Origin of the sequence: Isoptericola jiangsuensis (genome assembly GCF_048320105.1) — a bacterium.
In the GTDB taxonomy this organism is placed as follows: Bacteria; Actinomycetota; Actinomycetes; order Actinomycetales; family Cellulomonadaceae; genus Isoptericola; species Isoptericola jiangsuensis_A.
Map to the genome: position 1 here is coordinate 325,230 of NZ_CP182942.1, position 14,572 is coordinate 339,801.

Here is a 14,572-nt window from a genome sequence, read left to right on the forward strand (position 1 = left end):
ACCGTCAGGCGCCGGGTCGACCGGCGCCGGGTCGACCGGCGCCGGGCCCCGACGTCCCGGACTCGGACCGGTCCGATCCCGGCCCGCTGCTCGTGGCGAGCAGCCGGCGTCCGAGGGTGCCGCCGAGCACGGCGAGCAGGACCAGCCCTCCGGCGCCGAGGGCGATCCCGCGCGGGTCGGCTCCTGACGCGCCGACGGCGGCGTAGGCGAGCGAACCGGGGAGGATGCCGATCGCCGTGCCGAGCACGTAGTCGCGACGGCGAACCCCCAGCAGACCGGAGGCGTAGTTGAGCGGGGTGAAGGGGAACAACGGGACCAGCCTCACCGCGAGCACCGCGACGAGCCCGTGACGGACCAGCAAGCGGTCGGCCTGCTGAAGCCGTCCGCGAAGCAGCCGGTCGACCGAGGATCGTCCGAGGCGCCGACCGAGGATGAGGCCGCCGTAGGCCCCGAGCATCGCACCCGCCCACGCCAGCAGGGTTCCCCACCAGAGGCCGAAGAGGGCGCCGCCGAGTACGGTCAGCAACGAGGCGGGCGTCGGCACGAGCACCAGCACGGCGTACCCCACCACGAACACGATGACACCGGCCCATCCGGCTGACTCGACCAGCGCCTGGAGTCGCGCCGGACCGTTCCAGCCGCTCAGGTGCAGGGCGGTCGACACCCCCGCGAACGCGATGACCAGTGCAGCCAGTCGCAGCACGGCCGCCCGGGAGGACCGCTCCGCGGGGACCGTCTCGGGGCTCGGCTCCGCGGGGACCGCCGCACCGTCGGCGGCGTGGTCGCGGTCCGCGGGCGACTCTCGAGGGGTCATGCCTGAGGTAACCCGTCGGGCGGCCCTGCGCCTTCCCGCCCGTCCCGGGGTCGTGTGGCGGGTACGGACGGGCCACGCAGCGTGCGGTAGCCCGCCGCGATCCGGTGGACGCCGCTGACGCCCACGACCCCTGCCCACACGGTCGCGACCAGCGCGGCGTGACCGGGAAGGATCAACCACAACGAGTGCACGAGGATCGTCTCCGCGCCTTCGGCGACACCGCCCAGGAAGCTCAGCGACCGGCCGTCGTCGATGCGGTGCCGGGAGCGTTCGGCGATCGAGGAGAAGGCCAGGAAGGCGGCGCCGTTGACGTAGTAGGCCAGGAGGACGGCCAGGAAGGGAAGCCACTGGCCGAGGGAGGTGGAGGTCCCGGCGACGCCGACGGCGACCCCGATGACCGTCGTGCCGTAGACGACGAAGTCGGCCGTGATGTCGAGGAACCCGCCGGCAGGCGAGCCCGTCCCGGCGGATCGCCGTCGGGCCAGCGGTCCGTCCAGTCCGTCCATCACCCGGGAGAGCAGCCACGCGACCAGCGCCCAGCCCCACTGCTGGCCGGCAGCGAGACCGGCGCTGGCCAGTCCCAGTGCGAGGCCGGTCATCGTCAGGCGGTCCGGTGTCACCCACGACCGGTCGATTCGCTCGGCGGCCACGGCGAGCGGCCCGTCGAGACGGCGACGGAGCATCGCATCGAACATCAGGACTCCTCGTCGTCGATCGGTGGAGCATCCACCGCACACACGCTCGGTGGGCACTTCGGTCCCACTCGGGGGGAAGTCCGGCGGACCCCCACCGTGTTCCCGTGGGGACGAGGTCCCGCCTGCCCCGGCCCGCCATCTGAGGAGACATCATCGCCGTGACCGCCCGACCCCTGCTCCCGGCCGCGACCCTGCTGGCTGCGGCCCTGCTCGGCGGCGCCTGCGCCGCTCCGTCCGCCCAGACGCCTGCGACCTCCTCCGACAGGCCGTGGGCGGAGGTGCTGTCCGACGCAGAGGGACAGACGGTTGACCTGTGGATGTACGGCGGTGACGACCGCGGCAACGCCTACGTCGACGACGTCCTGGCTCCCGCCGCGTCCGACCTCGGGGTGACGCTGCGGCGGGTGCCGGTCGCGGACACCAAGGACGCGGTGCGACGTGTCCTCGCCGAGCGGGCCGCCGGGCAGGACGACGGCTCGGTGGATCTCGTCTGGGTCAACGGTGACAACTTCGCCACCGGCCAGGAGGCGGACGCCTGGTTGTGCGGCTGGTCCGACGACCTGCCCAACATGCAGTACGTCGGCGACGAGGACCCTCTGGTGAGCGAGGACTTCGGGGTACCGGTGGAGGGGTGCGAGGCGCCGTGGCACAAGGCGCAGTTCGCCTTCGTCTACGACTCCGCGCGGGTCCCGGACCCGCCCACCACCGTCTCCGGGCTACTCGACTGGGCAGAGGCGAACCCGGGCCGGTTCACCTATCCCGCCCCACCGGACTTCACCGGCTCCGTCTTCGTCCGCCAGGCCCTCTACGCGCTGTCAGGAGGTGCGGAGTCGGTGGGCACCGACTTCGACGAAGGCGCCTACGACGAGCTGACGCCGGCACTGTGGGCACGGCTCGACGACGTCGCACCGACGCTCTGGCGTCAGGGACGGACGTACCCGCGCGACCAGGTCGCCCTGGACCGGTTGTTCGCCGACGGACAGGTCGACTTCACGATGACCTACGGGCCGGCGACCCTGACCGAGCTGGTCGAGGACGGCACCTTCCCTGCGACGACCCGCGTCCTCAGTCCCGCGGACGGGACGATCGGGAACGCCAGCTTCCTCGCGATCCCGACCAGCTCGCCGGACCAGGCCGGAGCGATGGTCGTCGCCGACCTGGCCCTGTCCCCGCAGCAGCAGGCGGCGAAGGCCGACCCCGCCGTGTGGGGTCAGTTCACCGTCCTCGACGAGGAGCTCCTCGACCCGGAGTCCGCCAGCGCCTTCGACGGGCTGCCCGCGTCACCGGTGGTCCCGGCGTACGACGACCTGTCCGCCAACGCCCAGCCCGAGCTGTCCTCGGAGTGGGTGACGCCGCTCGACGAGGGCTGGCGCCGCGAGGTCCTCGGGCGACGATGACGAACCCGCGGGTGACCGGGGCCACCCCCGGGATCGTGGCCATCACCCTGGTCGCAGGCACCGGGATGGCTGCGGTGGTCGCCACCTCGGTCGGACTGATGCCGCTGTACGGGGAGCCGACACCGAGTCTCGGCGGGTGGCGGGCCGCAGCGCCGGACCTGCTCGGGGGGATCGGCGAGTCGCTGCTGATCGCGCTGCCTGCGACCGTGGTGGCCGCCCTGGTCGGCTTCCTCGTCGCGATGGTGATGCTCGCCGGCGGGTGGACCGGTGCGGCCGTCAGAGCGGTGTGCCTCACGGTCCTCGCCGTCCCGCACGTGGTGGGCGCGACGTCGGTGAACCTGCTGCTGGGCGACGGGGGACTGGCGGCCCGGCTCGCGACCCGGACCGGGAACGACACCTGGCCGGCGCTGGTCGGCGGGCCGTGGCCGGTCGCCACCGTCCTGGAGCTGGCGTGGAAGGAATCGGCGTTCGTCGCCCTGGTCGTCCTGGCCGCCGTCGCTCCCGGTCACCGCTCGCGGATGCAGGTTGCCGCGGGCCTCGGCGCCCGACCCGTGCAGCGGGTCCTGGGGGTCCTGGTGCCCACAGCCCTGCCCGCGCTGGGAGCGGCCTCGCTGGTCACGCTCGTCTACGCGATCGGGTCCTACGAGGTGGCCTGGTTGCTGGGACGTGCCACGCCGGAACCTCTGCCGGTGCTGGCCTTCCGCCTCTTCGGCTCCATCGAGCTCACCGACCGACCGGCCGCCGCGGCTGCCGCGGTGACCGGCTCCGCCCTCGCCCTGCTGGTCGCGGTGCCGGCGCTCGCGGCACTGCCACGACTGCGGTTCCTGTCCGTGGCGGGAGGTACCCCGTGAGGCGGCCGGTCCAGGTCGTGGGTGCCGTGCTGGCCCTGCTCTGGCTGGTCGTGCCGATGGTACCGATGCTGGTCTGGGCAGGAGCGGAGCGGTGGAGCTTCCCCGACCTGCTGCCCGGGCGCTGGGGGGTGTCGGCATGGCGAGAGGCCGCCTCGGCCGGACTGCCGCTCGCGCTGCTGCGGTCGTTCGTCCTCGGCCTGGCGGTCGCTGCCGTGGCGACGCCGCTGGGGGTGATGGCGGGACGAGCGCTCGGGTGGCGCCTCACGCGCCGCCCGCGCCTGGTCGTCACCGCACTGCTGGTCCCGCTGGCACTGCCTCCGTTCGCCGTGGCCATGGGGCTCGACGTGGTGCTGATCAGGATCGGCCTGCCGGGGACGGTGTCGGTGGTGCTGCTCCTCGCCGTGGTGGCGGTCCCCTACACGGCGTACACGAGCGCCACAGCCTTCGCGCGGACCTCGCCCGAGCTGGAGGCCCAGGCACAGGCCCTGGGGGCGACGCCCGGGCAGGCCAGACGGCGCGTCGTGCTGCCGGCAGTACGGGGCAGCGTGCTCGTCGGCGCGCTGCTGTCGTTCCTCGTCGGATGGAGCGACTACGTCGTGACGCTGCTGGTCGGCGGTGGACGGCTCGTGACGGCGCCGGTGCTCCTGGGCGCGGCCGCCTCCGGATCGGGCAACGACCCGATGGTCGCCGTGACGGCTCTGGCGACCTTCCTGCCGCCCGTGGTGCTGGTGTCCCTCCTGGTGGCTCGGGGAAGCCTCCCCACCCGCAGGAACGTCCCCACCCGCAGGTCGGTCACCTCCCGCCGCGGCGACCAGGTGCCGGTGGCCGATCTCCCGTCCCCGATCATGACCGAGCAGAACAGGACGCACTGATGAGCACCCTGGAGATCCGGGACGTGTGGCACCGCTACCCCGACGCCGTGACGGCTTCCCTGCGGGGTGCGTCGCTGACGGTGGGAGACGGGCAGATGGTCTCGGTCATCGGCCCCTCGGGCTCCGGCAAGAGCACCCTGCTCCGTGTGACGGCCGGACTGCAGCGGGCTACCTCGGGTCGGGTGCTGGTGCGCGGCAGGGACGTCGGCGCCGAACCCACCGAGCGGCGCGACCTGACCTTCATGTTCCAGCAGCCGTTGCTCTTCGAGCACCTCGACGTGGCCGGCAACGTGGCGTTCGCCCCCCGGCTGGCCGGCGTCCGACGCCGGGAGGCACGACGTTGCGCGCAGCGCTACCTGCGACTCGTCCACCTCGAAGGGTTCGGCGGGCGCGACGTGTCGTCGCTGTCCGGCGGGCAGCAGCAACGGGTAGCGCTCGCGCGTGCCTTGGCCGCCGAACGTGGCGCGCTGCTTCTCGACGAGCCGTTCAGCTCCTTGGATCGCGAGCTCCGAGTCTCGATGCACGAGCTCCTCGGGGAGGTCCGGGCCGCGCTGTCGCCCACGATCCTCCTGGTCACCCACGACCTGGACGAGGCCGCTCTCGCCGAGTCGACCGTCGTGCTCATCGACGGGGAGGTCCACCAGCACGGCTCGATGACCGAGATCTACCGTCGGCCGGCGAGCGTGCCCGTCGCCAGGCTGCTCGGAGGGTTCACCGAGATCGCCGGCACGGTGCGGGACGGGGTGCACCACTCGTCGTGGGGGCGGGTACCGGTGGACCCGGGCGGGGCGCCCGACGGTCCCGCCGTGCTGCTGGTCCGTCGTGAGTCGCTGCGGCTTCAGGACGCCCGTGGTGGACAACCCGAGCCCGGCCTCGAAGCCCGCGTCGTCCGGTGCCGTCCCAGCGGCACCAGGGTCGTCGTCTCCCTGGTCAGCGACGACGGCGAACCCGTGGAGGCTGAGCTCCCCCTGGGGGAGGAGGCCCGGCCGGGCACCCGGGTCGTCGTGGTCCTGGCCGACCACGGGTCACCGCGGTGGGCGGTGCGGAGCGAGCCTGCGGTCCGCACCGGGCGTGCGCCGACGTCGGGCGTCGACGGTGGCTCCCACGCCGTCTCCGCGGGGCAGCGGCCGCGAGACGCCTCGCCGCAGGAGGGACCGTCCCCCTGGAGGACGCCGGCACGAACGAACAACGGCGGCTGACCTGGCCGACGCCGTGAGGCGTGTCCACGTCAGCCGCCGTTGCGCGACCGTCACCGGGCCTTCTCAGGCCGGGGGATCAGATGTCGTAGTAGAGCTCGAACTCGTGCGGGTGCGGGCGCAGCCGCACGGGGTCGATCTCGTTGGTGCGCTTGTAGTCGATCCAGGTGGCGATGAGGTCCTCGGAGAAGACGTCGCCCTGGGTCAGGTACTCGTGGTCGGCCTCGAGGGTGTCGAGGGTCTCGCCGAGCGAGCCGGGCACCTGGGCGATCTGCGCGTGCTCCTCGGGGGGCAGCTCGTACAGGTCCTTGTCGACGGGGGCCGGCGGCTCGATGCGGTTCTTGATGCCGTCGATGCCCGCGAGCAGCTGAGCCGAGAACGCGAGGTACGGGTTGGCCGACGGGTCCGGCACGCGGAACTCGACGCGCTTGGCCTTCGGCGAGTTGCCGGTGACCGGGATGCGGATGCAGGCGGACCGGTTGCGGGCCGAGTAGACCAGGTTGACCGGGGCCTCGTAGCCGGGCACCAGGCGGTGGTAGGAGTTCACCGACGGGTTGGTGAAGGCCAGCAGCGACGGGGCGTGCTTGAGCAGGCCGCCGATGTACCAGCGGGCCATGTCGGACAGGCCGCCGTAGCCCTTCTCGTCGTAGAACAGCGGGTCGCCGTCGAGCCAGAGCGACTGGTGCGAGTGCATGCCCGAACCGTTGTCGCCGAAGATCGGCTTCGGCATGAACGTCACGGACTTGCCGGCGTTGAAGCCGACGTTCTTGATGACGTACTTGAACTTCATCAGGTCGTCCGCGGCGTGCAGCAGCGTGTTGAACCGGTAGTTGATCTCCTGCTGGCCGGCGGTGCCCACCTCGTGGTGCGCGCGCTCGACGTCCAGGCCGACCGCGCCGAGGGTGGCGACCATGTCGTCACGCAGGTCGGCGAAGCGGTCGGACGGCGACGTGGGGAAGTAGCCACCCTTGTAGCGCGTCTTGTAGCCGAGGTTGCCACCCTCCTCCTCGCGGCCGGTGTTCCACGCGGCCTCGACGGAGTCGATGGAGTAGTAGCTCTCGTGCGAGTTCGTCATGAAGCGCACGTCGTCGAAGACGTAGAACTCCGCCTCGGGGGCGAAGTAGGCGGTGTCCGCGATACCCGTCGAGGCGAGGTAGGCCTCAGCCTTGGCGGCGATGTTGCGCGGGTCGCGCGAGTAGGGCTCGTCCGTGAACGGGTCGACGATCGAGAAGTTGATCACGAGCGTCTTGCGCTTGCGGAACGGGTCGATGAAGGCGGTCTTGACGTCGGGGACCAGCTTCATGTCCGACTCGTGGATCGCCTGGAAACCGCGGATCGAGGAGCCGTCGAACATGAGGCCCTCGGTGAAGGAGTCCTCCGAGAACTGGTCGACGGGGATGTTGAAGTGCTGCATGACGCCCGGCAGGTCGATGAACCGGACGTCGATGAACTCCACCCCCTCGTTGCGGGTGAAGGCGATTGCCTCCTCGGCATTGGTGAACATGCATGCGCTCCTTGATGGGACGGTGCCACGTGGCTCAGCGACCTAGACGCTAGGGCCGCGGGGTTACCCTCGCATGGCGCAGATGTTTCGTCCACGTTACGTAGGCCGCCCGGGCGCCACGTAGGCTGGAACTATGGCCTCACGCGAAGATCTCGGCTCCTGGCTGAACGGTGGCGACGTCCCGAAGGGTGAGACCGACGGCCGTGACGGCCTGGGGCTGCCCGCGTCCGGGCCGGGGTCGCGGGCACGTCTGGGCCGGCGCGTCCTGGCCCTCGTGGTCGACTGGGCGGCGGCGAGCGCCATCAGCTACGCGTTCTTCGACTACGACTCGCTCGCCACCCTGGCGGTCTTCGCCGTGATGAACCTGGTGCTCGTGAGCGCGGTCGGGTCCACGCTCGGTCACCGGCTGCTGCGGATGCAGGTGCGCCTGGTCGGTGTCGAGGGCCCGCACCTGGTCGGCTTCCTGCGCGGAGCGATCCGTGCGGTGCTGGTCTGCCTCGTGATCCCCGCCGTGGTGTGGGACGCCGACGGCCGCGGCCTGCACGACAAGGCGGCCGGGACCGTCCTGGTGCTCAGGTGACGGTCCCGGCCGCCTCGTGATCGCCGGAGGTCGCCGGGTCGAACGGTGGCCCGGAGGGCTCAGCGCCCGCGCATGCCCTTGCGGTCGGGGCGGGCCTTCATGGGGTCCACGCCCTTGGGCACGGGCAGCCGTACCCCGCCGAGCGCCTTGAGTCGCTTGCCGACCTCGGCCGCCTCGGCACGCGTGAGCTTCTTCTTCATCTTCTGCACCTGGCGGGCCACTTTCGGGAGCCGTACCTGGCCCTCGTCGTTGCCGACCTGGATGACGTGGACGGGCACGTTCTGCAGCACGCGGGTGGTGCGGCGGCGCTCGTCGTCGAGCATGCGCTGCACGCGGTGGGACGGACCCTCGGAGACCAGCAGGACGCCGGGGCGGCCCACGCCGCGGAACACGAGGTCCTGCTGGCGGTTGACCGCGATCGGCTCGTCGTCGAAGCTCCAGCCGCCGCGCACGGTGCCGAGCGCGGCGCGGACGGCGCCGGGCTGCCCCTCGATCTGCGTGTAGGCGGCGCGCTCGGCCTTGCGGGTGAGCACGAACATCGCGGCGAGCAGGGCGAACGGCAGGCCGACGATCGACGCGTAGACGGGGTGCCCGGTGACGAAGCCGATGAGCAGCGCCACCGCGAGCACACCGAGGAACACGGCGAGCATGATCCAGGTGACGAGCGGGTCCTGCCGCTTGGTCATCTTGTACGCGGACCACACCTGGTGGTACCAGCGCTGCTTCTTGGGCTTCTTCTGCTTCTTGGAGGACGCGGCGGCGGGGTCGCCGGCGTCGGACTTCGTGCGGGCCATGGTGGGCAAGTCTACTTGGCCCGGGGGGCGACGAGGCTCGCCGCCTCCTGGCGGGACGTCGTCGGCTCGGTGAGGTGCGCGAGGGCGTCGGGAACGGTCTCGCCACGCTTGGTCATGGCCTGTCCCCACAGGCGACCGGCGCGGTAGGACGACCGCACCAGCGGCCCCGCCATCACGCCGAGGAAGCCCACCTCCTCGGCGAACTCGCTGAGCTCGACGAACTCCTCCGGGCGCACCCAGCGCTCCACGGGGTGGTGGCGCAGCGACGGCCGCAGGTACTGGGTGATCGTGATGAGGTCGCAACCTGCGGCCTGCAGGTCGACCAGCGCCTGCTCGACCTCCTCGATGGTCTCGCCCATGCCGAGGATGAGGTTGGACTTCGTCACGAGCCCGGCCTCCCGGGCGCGCGTGAGCACCGCCAGGGAGCGGTCGTAGCGGAAGGCGGGACGGATCTGCTTGAAGATCCGCGGCACCGTCTCGACGTTGTGGGCGAGCACCTCGGGGCGCGAGTCGTTGACCTCGTCGAGCAGCTCGGGGATCGCGTTGAAGTCCGGGATGAGCAGCTCCACGCCCGTGCCGGGGTTGAGCGCGTGGATCTGGCGGACGGTCTCGGCGTACAGCCAGGCGCCGCCGTCGGCGAGGTCGTCACGTGCCACACCGGTGACGGTCGAGTACTTCAGGCCCATCTGCTGCACGGACTCGGCCACGCGGCGCGGCTCGTCGGCGTCGAAGTCCGCGGGCTTGCCGGTGTCGATCTGGCAGAAGTCGCAGCGTCGCGTGCACTGGTCGCCGCCGATGAGGAACGTCGCCTCGCGGTCCTCCCAGCACTCGAAGATGTTGGGGCAGCCGGCCTCCTCGCACACGGTGTGCAGGCCGCCGCTCTTGACCAGACCCTTGAGCTCGGAGTACTCGGGGCCCATCACGGCGCGGGTCTTGATCCACTCCGGCTTCTTCTCGATGGGCGTGGTGGCGTTGCGGGCCTCGACCCGCAGCATGCGGCGTCCTTCTGGTGCGATCGTCACGGCGTCTCCCCGTCGTCGAGCCTTCGTCTCGCCGGCTGCGGCCCGCAGCATCGTGGTACCGCGCCGGACCTGATCAGCGTACGGGAGCGGGGTGCACCGGCACCGGCGGTTCCCAGGGTGCGGACGTGACGTCCGCTACATTCCGCGCGGCCAGGAGCGGGGCGAGCGCGTCCTGCAACGCCGCCACCAGCGTGTCGGCGACGTCGGCGGGGGTGACCTCGCGGCCCAGCTCCGCGGTGAGCGAGGTGACGTCGGCGTCGGTGATGCCGCAGGGCACGATGCGTGCGAAGCGACCGAGGTCGGGGCTGCAGTTCAGGGCGAGGCCGTGCATGGTGACGGACTTGGCGACCCGGACGCCGATGGCGCACACCTTGCGCTCGCGCCGGGGGAGGCGACCGGCGGCCGGGTCGCCCGGGTCGGCAGGGAGCCACACGCCGCTGCGTCCCTCGACGCGGATCGTGGCCAGCCCGAGGCTCGCGCAGGTCGTCATGACGGCGTCCTCGAGCGCACGGACGTAGGCGACGACGTCGATGGGCTCCGCGAGGCGCACCATCGGGTAGACGACCTGCTGGCCCGGGCCGTGCCAGGTGATCTTGCCGCCACGGTCGACGTCCACCACGGGCGTGCCGTCCGCGGGGCGCTCGTCACGGCGCGTGCGACGCCCGGCGGTGTAGACGTCCGGGTGCTGGACCAGGATCAGGGTGTGGTCGCGCCCGCCGGTGCGTACGGCCTCGTGGGTCTCGCGCTGGAGCTCCCACGCCTCGTGGTAGTCGGTGAGACCGGGCAGGGTGACGACGTCCATCGCAGCAGGCTAGCCCTCGTCGCCCGACGGCGGGGCGGGGATCTCGCGCTGGGCGCGCACCATGCGGACCAGGAGGTCGCGCAGGACGCTCACGTCGGTGTCCGCGAGCCCGCGCGCGGTGAGGTCCTCGGCGGGGCGCAGGCTGGCCGCCTCCACCGCGACGCGCCGACCCTCGTCGGTGATCGTCACGGCCCGGCGGCGACGGTCGCGCGGGTCGTCGGCGCGGACGACGTACCCGGAGCGCTCGAGGTGGGCGACGGTGCGGCTCATGGTCTGCTCGGTGACGCCGTTGAGGCCCGCGAGCTCGCGCTGCGTGCGAGCGCCGGCGAAGAGGTGCAGCAGCACCGGGTGGCCGGCGTGGTTGAGGCCCCAGCCGGAGAGGTGGGCGTTCCAGTCGTGCTCGATGCGGCGTACGACGGTGAATAGGAGGCGCCCGGTCGGCCAGTCGGCCGGGTCGTCGCTCGTCGGGTCGGGCCGGGTGTCGTCCGGCCAGCTCGGCTGCGTCACTTGCGAGCGGTCCTCCATCCCGTCATGATACTCAGCATGCTGAGCAAGTGGTCGGGCGTCGCCCGTGGTCTCGTCATTCTGGCAGCGATCGGAGTCTGGCTCGCGATCGGGGCGTTCGGAGGTCAGGCGCAGGGCAACCTGAGCAGCGTCCAGACCAACGACGCCGCGGCGTTCCTCCCCGAGAGCGCCGAGTCCACCCAGGCCTCCGAGCTGGCCGCCGAGTTCACCGACTCGGAGACCCTCCCGGCCCTGGTCGTCGCCGAGACGTCCGACGGGTCGACCCTGACCGACGAGCAGGCCGGACAGGTCCAGGCGTTCGCCGAGGCGCTGCCCGACGCCGAGCTCGAAGGCACGTCGGGCGACGAGCCGCAGACCGTCGCCGACGCGAGCATCGCCGACCCCGTCGTCGTGCCGTCCGAGGACGGCGAGGCCATGCTCGTGGTGGTCTCCCTCGACGCCGCCGTCGCCGACCAGAGCGTCGGCGCCGAGGAGTCCAGCGTCTCCGAGCTCGCCATCGCCGCCATGCGGGCGCTCGCCGCCGAGCCCACCGCCGACGGCGGCCTCGCGGACACCGGCCTCGACGCCTGGGTCACCGGCCCGGCCGGTTTCGTCGCCGACCTCGTCAACGCGTTCGGTGCCATCGACACCGTGCTCCTGCTGGTCGCGCTCGGTGCGGTGCTCGTCATCCTCGGGCTCGTGTACCGCTCGCCCGTGCTGCCCTTCGTCGTCATCTTCTCCGCGGTGCTCGCGCTCTGCCTGGCCGGGCTGGTCGTCTACCACCTGGCCGCCAACGACGTCCTGACCCTCAACGGCCAGTCGCAGGGCATCCTGTCCATCCTCGTGGTGGGCGCCTCGGTCGACTACGCCCTGCTCGTCGTCGCCCGCTACCGCGAGGAGCTCCTGCGCATCGCCTCGCCCTACACCGCCCTCCAGCGCGCCGTGCGGGCCTCCATCGAGCCGGTCGCCGCCAGCGCCGGGACCGTCGTCGTGGGCCTGCTGTGCCTGCTGCTGTCCGACCTGTCCTCCAACCGGAGCCTCGGGCCCGTCGCCGCCATCGGCATCGTCGCCGCCTTCCTGTCCGCACTGACCCTGCTTCCCGCCCTGCTCCTCGTCGGAGGACGTCGCGCGCGGTGGGTGTTCTGGCCGCGCGTCCCGCACGCCGAGCCCGCCGGCAAGCACGGGGCCGACCCGCAGGACGACGCCCGGACCGCGCGGTCCGACGCCGACCACGACGGCGGCAACGACGAGGTCGCCGACCACCACGAGGCGAAGCACGGCGCCACCACGCCGGCACCCGTCACCGACGCCCAGGCGGCGCACGCCTCCGGGCACGGCCTCTGGTCCCGCGTGGCCGCGTTCGTCGGCCGGCACGACCGGCCGGTCTGGATCATCACCGCCGTCGTGCTCGCCGCCGGCGCCGCGTTCGTGCCCACGCTGGACGCCGAGGGGACCGGCGACGCCGACGTCTTCCTCACCCAGGTGGACTCCGTGGACGGCGAGGAGGTGCTCACGGAGCACTTCGACGGCGTTTCCGCGCAGCCCGCGACCGTCATCGCCCCCGAGGGCGACCTCGACGCCGTCGTCGAGGCCGCCGAGGCGACCGACGGGGTCGCCGCCGCGACCCCCGTCACCGACCAGCCCGCCGTGGCGCCGGGCGCACCCGCCCAGGGCGACACGCTCGTCGTCGACGGCAACGTGCGCGTCGACGTCACCACCGAGGCCCCCTCCGACAGCCAGGAGGCCGTCGAGACGGTGCAGTCCCTGCGCGACGCCGTCCACGACGTCTCGCCCGACGCCGTCGTCGGTGGTGCGGCCGCCGAACGCCTCGACACCCAGCTCGCGGGCCAGCGCGACCTGCAGCTCATCGTGCCCGTCGTGCTCGTGGTGATCCTGCTGATCCTCATGGTGCTGCTGCGCTCGGTGCTCGCCGCGGTCCTGCTCATGGCCGCCAACGTGCTGTCCTTCGGGTTCGCCCTGGGCGTCGCCGCCGTGCTCTTCAACCACGTCTTCGACTTCCCCGGTGCCGACCCGGCCGTGCCGCTGTACGCGTTCTGCTTCCTGGTGGCACTCGGCGTCGACTACTCGATCTTCCTCATGACCCGGGTGCGCGAGGAGAGCCTGCAGATCGGGACCAGGCCCGGAGTGCTGCGTGGTCTGGCGGTCACCGGGTCGGTCATCACCTCGGCGGGCGTGGTCCTCGCGGCCACCTTCGCCGCCCTCGGTGTCATCCCGCTGCTCTTCCTGGCCCAGCTGGCGTTCATCGTGTCCTTCGGCGTGCTGATCGACACCCTCGTCGTGCGCAGCCTGCTCGTGCCCGCCCTCGTCCACGACATCGGCGACCGTGTGTGGTGGCCCGCCCGTCTGGGCAGGCCGCAGCGCACGGCGTCGGGCACGATGGGGTGATGGTCACCGCACCCGACGCCGCACCCGGACCCGACGACTCCACCACGACCCCTGCGGCGCCGGTCCGGCCGCCCCGTGTCGCGATCGTCGGCTACGGCATGGCCGGCCGGGAGTTCCACTCCCGGCTGGCCACCGAGGCAGGGCTGTCCGTGACCGCCGTCGTCACCCGGGACCCGGGGCGCCGCGCGCAGGCCGCCGGTGACTGGCCGGGTGCCCGGCTCGTGGGAGACCTCCCGGCCCTGATCGAGATGCGCTCGGCCTACGACGTCGTGGTGGTCGCGAGCCCCACCGCGCTGCACGCCGAGCACGCCGCGACCCTGGCCCGCGCCGGGGTGCCGTTCGTCGTCGACAAGCCGATCGGCGTCGACGGGCACGAGGCCCGCGCCGTGCTCGCCGAGGCCGAGGCGACCGGCACGCCGTTCACCGTGTTCCAGAACCGGCGCTGGGACCCTGAACAGCTCACCCTCGCCGCCCTGCTCGACCGCGGCGGTCTCGGTGACGTGCACACCTTCGAGCGCCGCTGGGAGCGCTGGCGCCCGACGCCCCGCCAGCGCTGGAAGGAGAACGACCGGCGCGGCGGCGGGCTCCTGCTCGACCTCGGCCCCCACCTCGTGGACTCCGCCGTGGTCCTCTTCGGGCGCGCCACGAGCGTGTGGGCCCAGACCCGGGCGCTGACGACCCCCACCGAGGACGACGTCATGCTCGTGCTCACCCACGAGGCAGGTGGTGGGGTCGCTGCCGGCCCGCGCGCCGTCGTGTCACGCCTGTGGGCCGGTTCCGTGGTCGGGGCGCCAGGACCGCGCACGCGAGTTCTCGGCAGCGCCGGCGCCTACGTCGTGACCTCCTTCGAGCAGGACGCCTCGCCCTTCGAGCGGTTCGACGACGACGCCCCGGACGGCACGCTCGGCTGGCTCACCCGGGGCCGCGACCGCGACGCCGTGCCGGTTGCCGACGGCGGCCCCGCCGACTTCTACCGCGGCCTCGGGCCGTGGCTGGCCGGTCAGGCGCCGGCGCCCGTCGACCCGGCCGACGCCGTACGGACGGCGGAGATCCTCGACGCAGCCCGGGAGTCGGCCCGCACGGGCCACCGCGTCGACCTCTGAGCGACGCCCGGTCGGCCACTTCGCGGACCGGG

14 protein-coding genes are annotated in these 14,572 nt (G+C 72.6%); 7 read left to right on the top strand and 7 right to left on the bottom strand.

Going from position 1 to position 14,572, the window contains the following annotated elements; all coding sequences use genetic code 11:
* Nucleotides 1-4 precede the first annotated feature (4 nt).
* Together ACNHYB_RS01495 and ACNHYB_RS01500 are read right to left on the bottom strand one after the other, a co-directional pair.
* Nucleotides 5-814 carry a TVP38/TMEM64 family protein gene (locus ACNHYB_RS01495; RefSeq protein WP_418276610.1) on the bottom strand — a complete coding sequence of 270 codons (810 nt, stop codon included), beginning with the start codon at nucleotides 812-814 and terminating at the stop codon, nucleotides 5-7.
* On the bottom strand, nucleotides 811-1,509 hold the full coding sequence (locus ACNHYB_RS01500; protein WP_418276611.1) for a CDP-alcohol phosphatidyltransferase family protein: 699 nt from the start codon (nucleotides 1,507-1,509) through the stop codon (nucleotides 811-813). Before ACNHYB_RS01500 ends, ACNHYB_RS01495 begins: the two co-directional genes overlap by 4 nt.
* Before the next feature lie 158 nt (nucleotides 1,510-1,667).
* Between ACNHYB_RS01500 and ACNHYB_RS01505 the strand changes: the two genes are divergently transcribed.
* The 4 genes from ACNHYB_RS01505 to ACNHYB_RS01520 are packed head-to-tail and all read left to right on the top strand — an operon-like array spanning nucleotide 1,668 to nucleotide 5,828.
* Complete coding sequence (locus ACNHYB_RS01505) at nucleotides 1,668-2,906, top strand: ABC transporter substrate-binding protein (protein WP_418276612.1); 1,239 nt, start codon at nucleotides 1,668-1,670, stop codon at nucleotides 2,904-2,906.
* A complete protein-coding gene (locus ACNHYB_RS01510) occupies nucleotides 2,903-3,757 on the top strand; it encodes an ABC transporter (protein ID WP_418276613.1) in 855 nt (284 codons plus the stop codon). Before ACNHYB_RS01505 ends, ACNHYB_RS01510 begins: the two co-directional genes overlap by 4 nt.
* Entirely contained in the window at nucleotides 3,754-4,629 is an 876-nt protein-coding gene (locus ACNHYB_RS01515) for an ABC transporter permease (protein WP_418276614.1), read from the top strand. The genes ACNHYB_RS01510 and ACNHYB_RS01515 overlap by 4 nt, the downstream gene beginning before the upstream one ends.
* On the top strand, nucleotides 4,629-5,828 hold the full coding sequence (locus tag ACNHYB_RS01520) for an ABC transporter ATP-binding protein (protein WP_418276615.1): 1,200 nt from the start codon (nucleotides 4,629-4,631) through the stop codon (nucleotides 5,826-5,828). Before ACNHYB_RS01515 ends, ACNHYB_RS01520 begins: the two co-directional genes overlap by 1 nt.
* 76 nt (nucleotides 5,829-5,904) lie before the next feature.
* Here the strand turns inward: ACNHYB_RS01520 and glnA are convergent, their stop codons facing one another.
* Nucleotides 5,905-7,329, bottom strand: coding sequence for a type I glutamate--ammonia ligase (glnA, locus tag ACNHYB_RS01525; protein ID WP_418276616.1), 1,425 nt, complete (start codon nucleotides 7,327-7,329; stop codon nucleotides 5,905-5,907).
* Between the two features lie 133 nt (nucleotides 7,330-7,462).
* On the opposite strand from glnA, the gene ACNHYB_RS01530 reads away from it, so the two are divergent.
* Nucleotides 7,463-7,909, top strand: coding sequence for an RDD family protein (locus tag ACNHYB_RS01530; protein WP_418276617.1), 447 nt, complete (start codon nucleotides 7,463-7,465; stop codon nucleotides 7,907-7,909).
* A 59-nt stretch (nucleotides 7,910-7,968) separates the two neighbouring features.
* On the opposite strand, the gene ACNHYB_RS01535 is transcribed toward ACNHYB_RS01530, so the two are convergent.
* The 4 genes from ACNHYB_RS01535 to ACNHYB_RS01550 form a co-directional block, all read right to left on the bottom strand.
* Nucleotides 7,969-8,703, bottom strand: coding sequence for a DUF4191 domain-containing protein (locus ACNHYB_RS01535; RefSeq protein ID WP_418276618.1), 735 nt, complete (start codon nucleotides 8,701-8,703; stop codon nucleotides 7,969-7,971).
* A gap of 11 nt (nucleotides 8,704-8,714) precedes the next feature.
* The gene (gene lipA, locus ACNHYB_RS01540; RefSeq protein WP_418276619.1) at nucleotides 8,715-9,725 is read right to left on the bottom strand and encodes a lipoyl synthase; all 1,011 of its coding nucleotides are present in this window, start codon (nucleotides 9,723-9,725) and stop codon (nucleotides 8,715-8,717) included.
* A gap of 73 nt (nucleotides 9,726-9,798) precedes the next feature.
* Nucleotides 9,799-10,527: a lipoyl(octanoyl) transferase LipB gene (gene lipB / locus ACNHYB_RS01545; RefSeq protein WP_418276620.1), complete on the bottom strand. Its 729-nt coding sequence runs from the start codon at nucleotides 10,525-10,527 to the stop codon at nucleotides 9,799-9,801.
* Between the two features lie 9 nt (nucleotides 10,528-10,536).
* Nucleotides 10,537-11,052: a MarR family winged helix-turn-helix transcriptional regulator gene (locus ACNHYB_RS01550; protein WP_418276621.1), complete on the bottom strand. Its 516-nt coding sequence runs from the start codon at nucleotides 11,050-11,052 to the stop codon at nucleotides 10,537-10,539.
* Between the two features lie 6 nt (nucleotides 11,053-11,058).
* Here ACNHYB_RS01550 and ACNHYB_RS01555 point away from each other — a divergent pair, with 6 nt between their 5' ends.
* Both ACNHYB_RS01555 and ACNHYB_RS01560 read left to right on the top strand, forming a co-directional pair.
* Complete coding sequence (locus ACNHYB_RS01555) at nucleotides 11,059-13,437, top strand: MMPL family transporter (RefSeq protein ID WP_418276622.1); 2,379 nt, start codon at nucleotides 11,059-11,061, stop codon at nucleotides 13,435-13,437.
* Nucleotides 13,437-14,540, top strand: a complete 1,104-nt coding sequence (locus tag ACNHYB_RS01560) for a Gfo/Idh/MocA family protein (protein ID WP_418276623.1) — start codon at nucleotides 13,437-13,439, stop codon at nucleotides 14,538-14,540. The genes ACNHYB_RS01555 and ACNHYB_RS01560 overlap by 1 nt, the downstream gene beginning before the upstream one ends.
* Nucleotides 14,541-14,572 lie beyond the last annotated feature (32 nt).

Bases quoted from the DNA above. Each gene is read 5' to 3' on its own strand.
- ACNHYB_RS01530 (WP_418276617.1), top strand. From the start codon at position 7,463: ATGGCCTCACGCGAAGATCTCGGCTCCTGGCTGAACGGTGGCGACGTC.
- glnA (WP_418276616.1), bottom strand. From the start codon at position 7,329: ATGTTCACCAATGCCGAGGAGGCAATCGCCTTCACCCGCAACGAGGGG.
- ACNHYB_RS01555 (WP_418276622.1), top strand. From the start codon at position 11,059: ATGATACTCAGCATGCTGAGCAAGTGGTCGGGCGTCGCCCGTGGTCTC.
- ACNHYB_RS01535 (WP_418276618.1), bottom strand. From the start codon at position 8,703: ATGGCCCGCACGAAGTCCGACGCCGGCGACCCCGCCGCCGCGTCCTCC.
- lipB (WP_418276620.1), bottom strand. From the start codon at position 10,527: ATGGACGTCGTCACCCTGCCCGGTCTCACCGACTACCACGAGGCGTGG.
- ACNHYB_RS01560 (WP_418276623.1), top strand. From the start codon at position 13,437: ATGGTCACCGCACCCGACGCCGCACCCGGACCCGACGACTCCACCACG.
- ACNHYB_RS01520 (WP_418276615.1), top strand. From the start codon at position 4,629: ATGAGCACCCTGGAGATCCGGGACGTGTGGCACCGCTACCCCGACGCC.
- ACNHYB_RS01510 (WP_418276613.1), top strand. From the start codon at position 2,903: ATGACGAACCCGCGGGTGACCGGGGCCACCCCCGGGATCGTGGCCATC.
- ACNHYB_RS01495 (WP_418276610.1), bottom strand. From the start codon at position 814: ATGACCCCTCGAGAGTCGCCCGCGGACCGCGACCACGCCGCCGACGGT.
- ACNHYB_RS01500 (WP_418276611.1), bottom strand. From the start codon at position 1,509: ATGTTCGATGCGATGCTCCGTCGCCGTCTCGACGGGCCGCTCGCCGTG.
- ACNHYB_RS01550 (WP_418276621.1), bottom strand. From the start codon at position 11,052: ATGGAGGACCGCTCGCAAGTGACGCAGCCGAGCTGGCCGGACGACACC.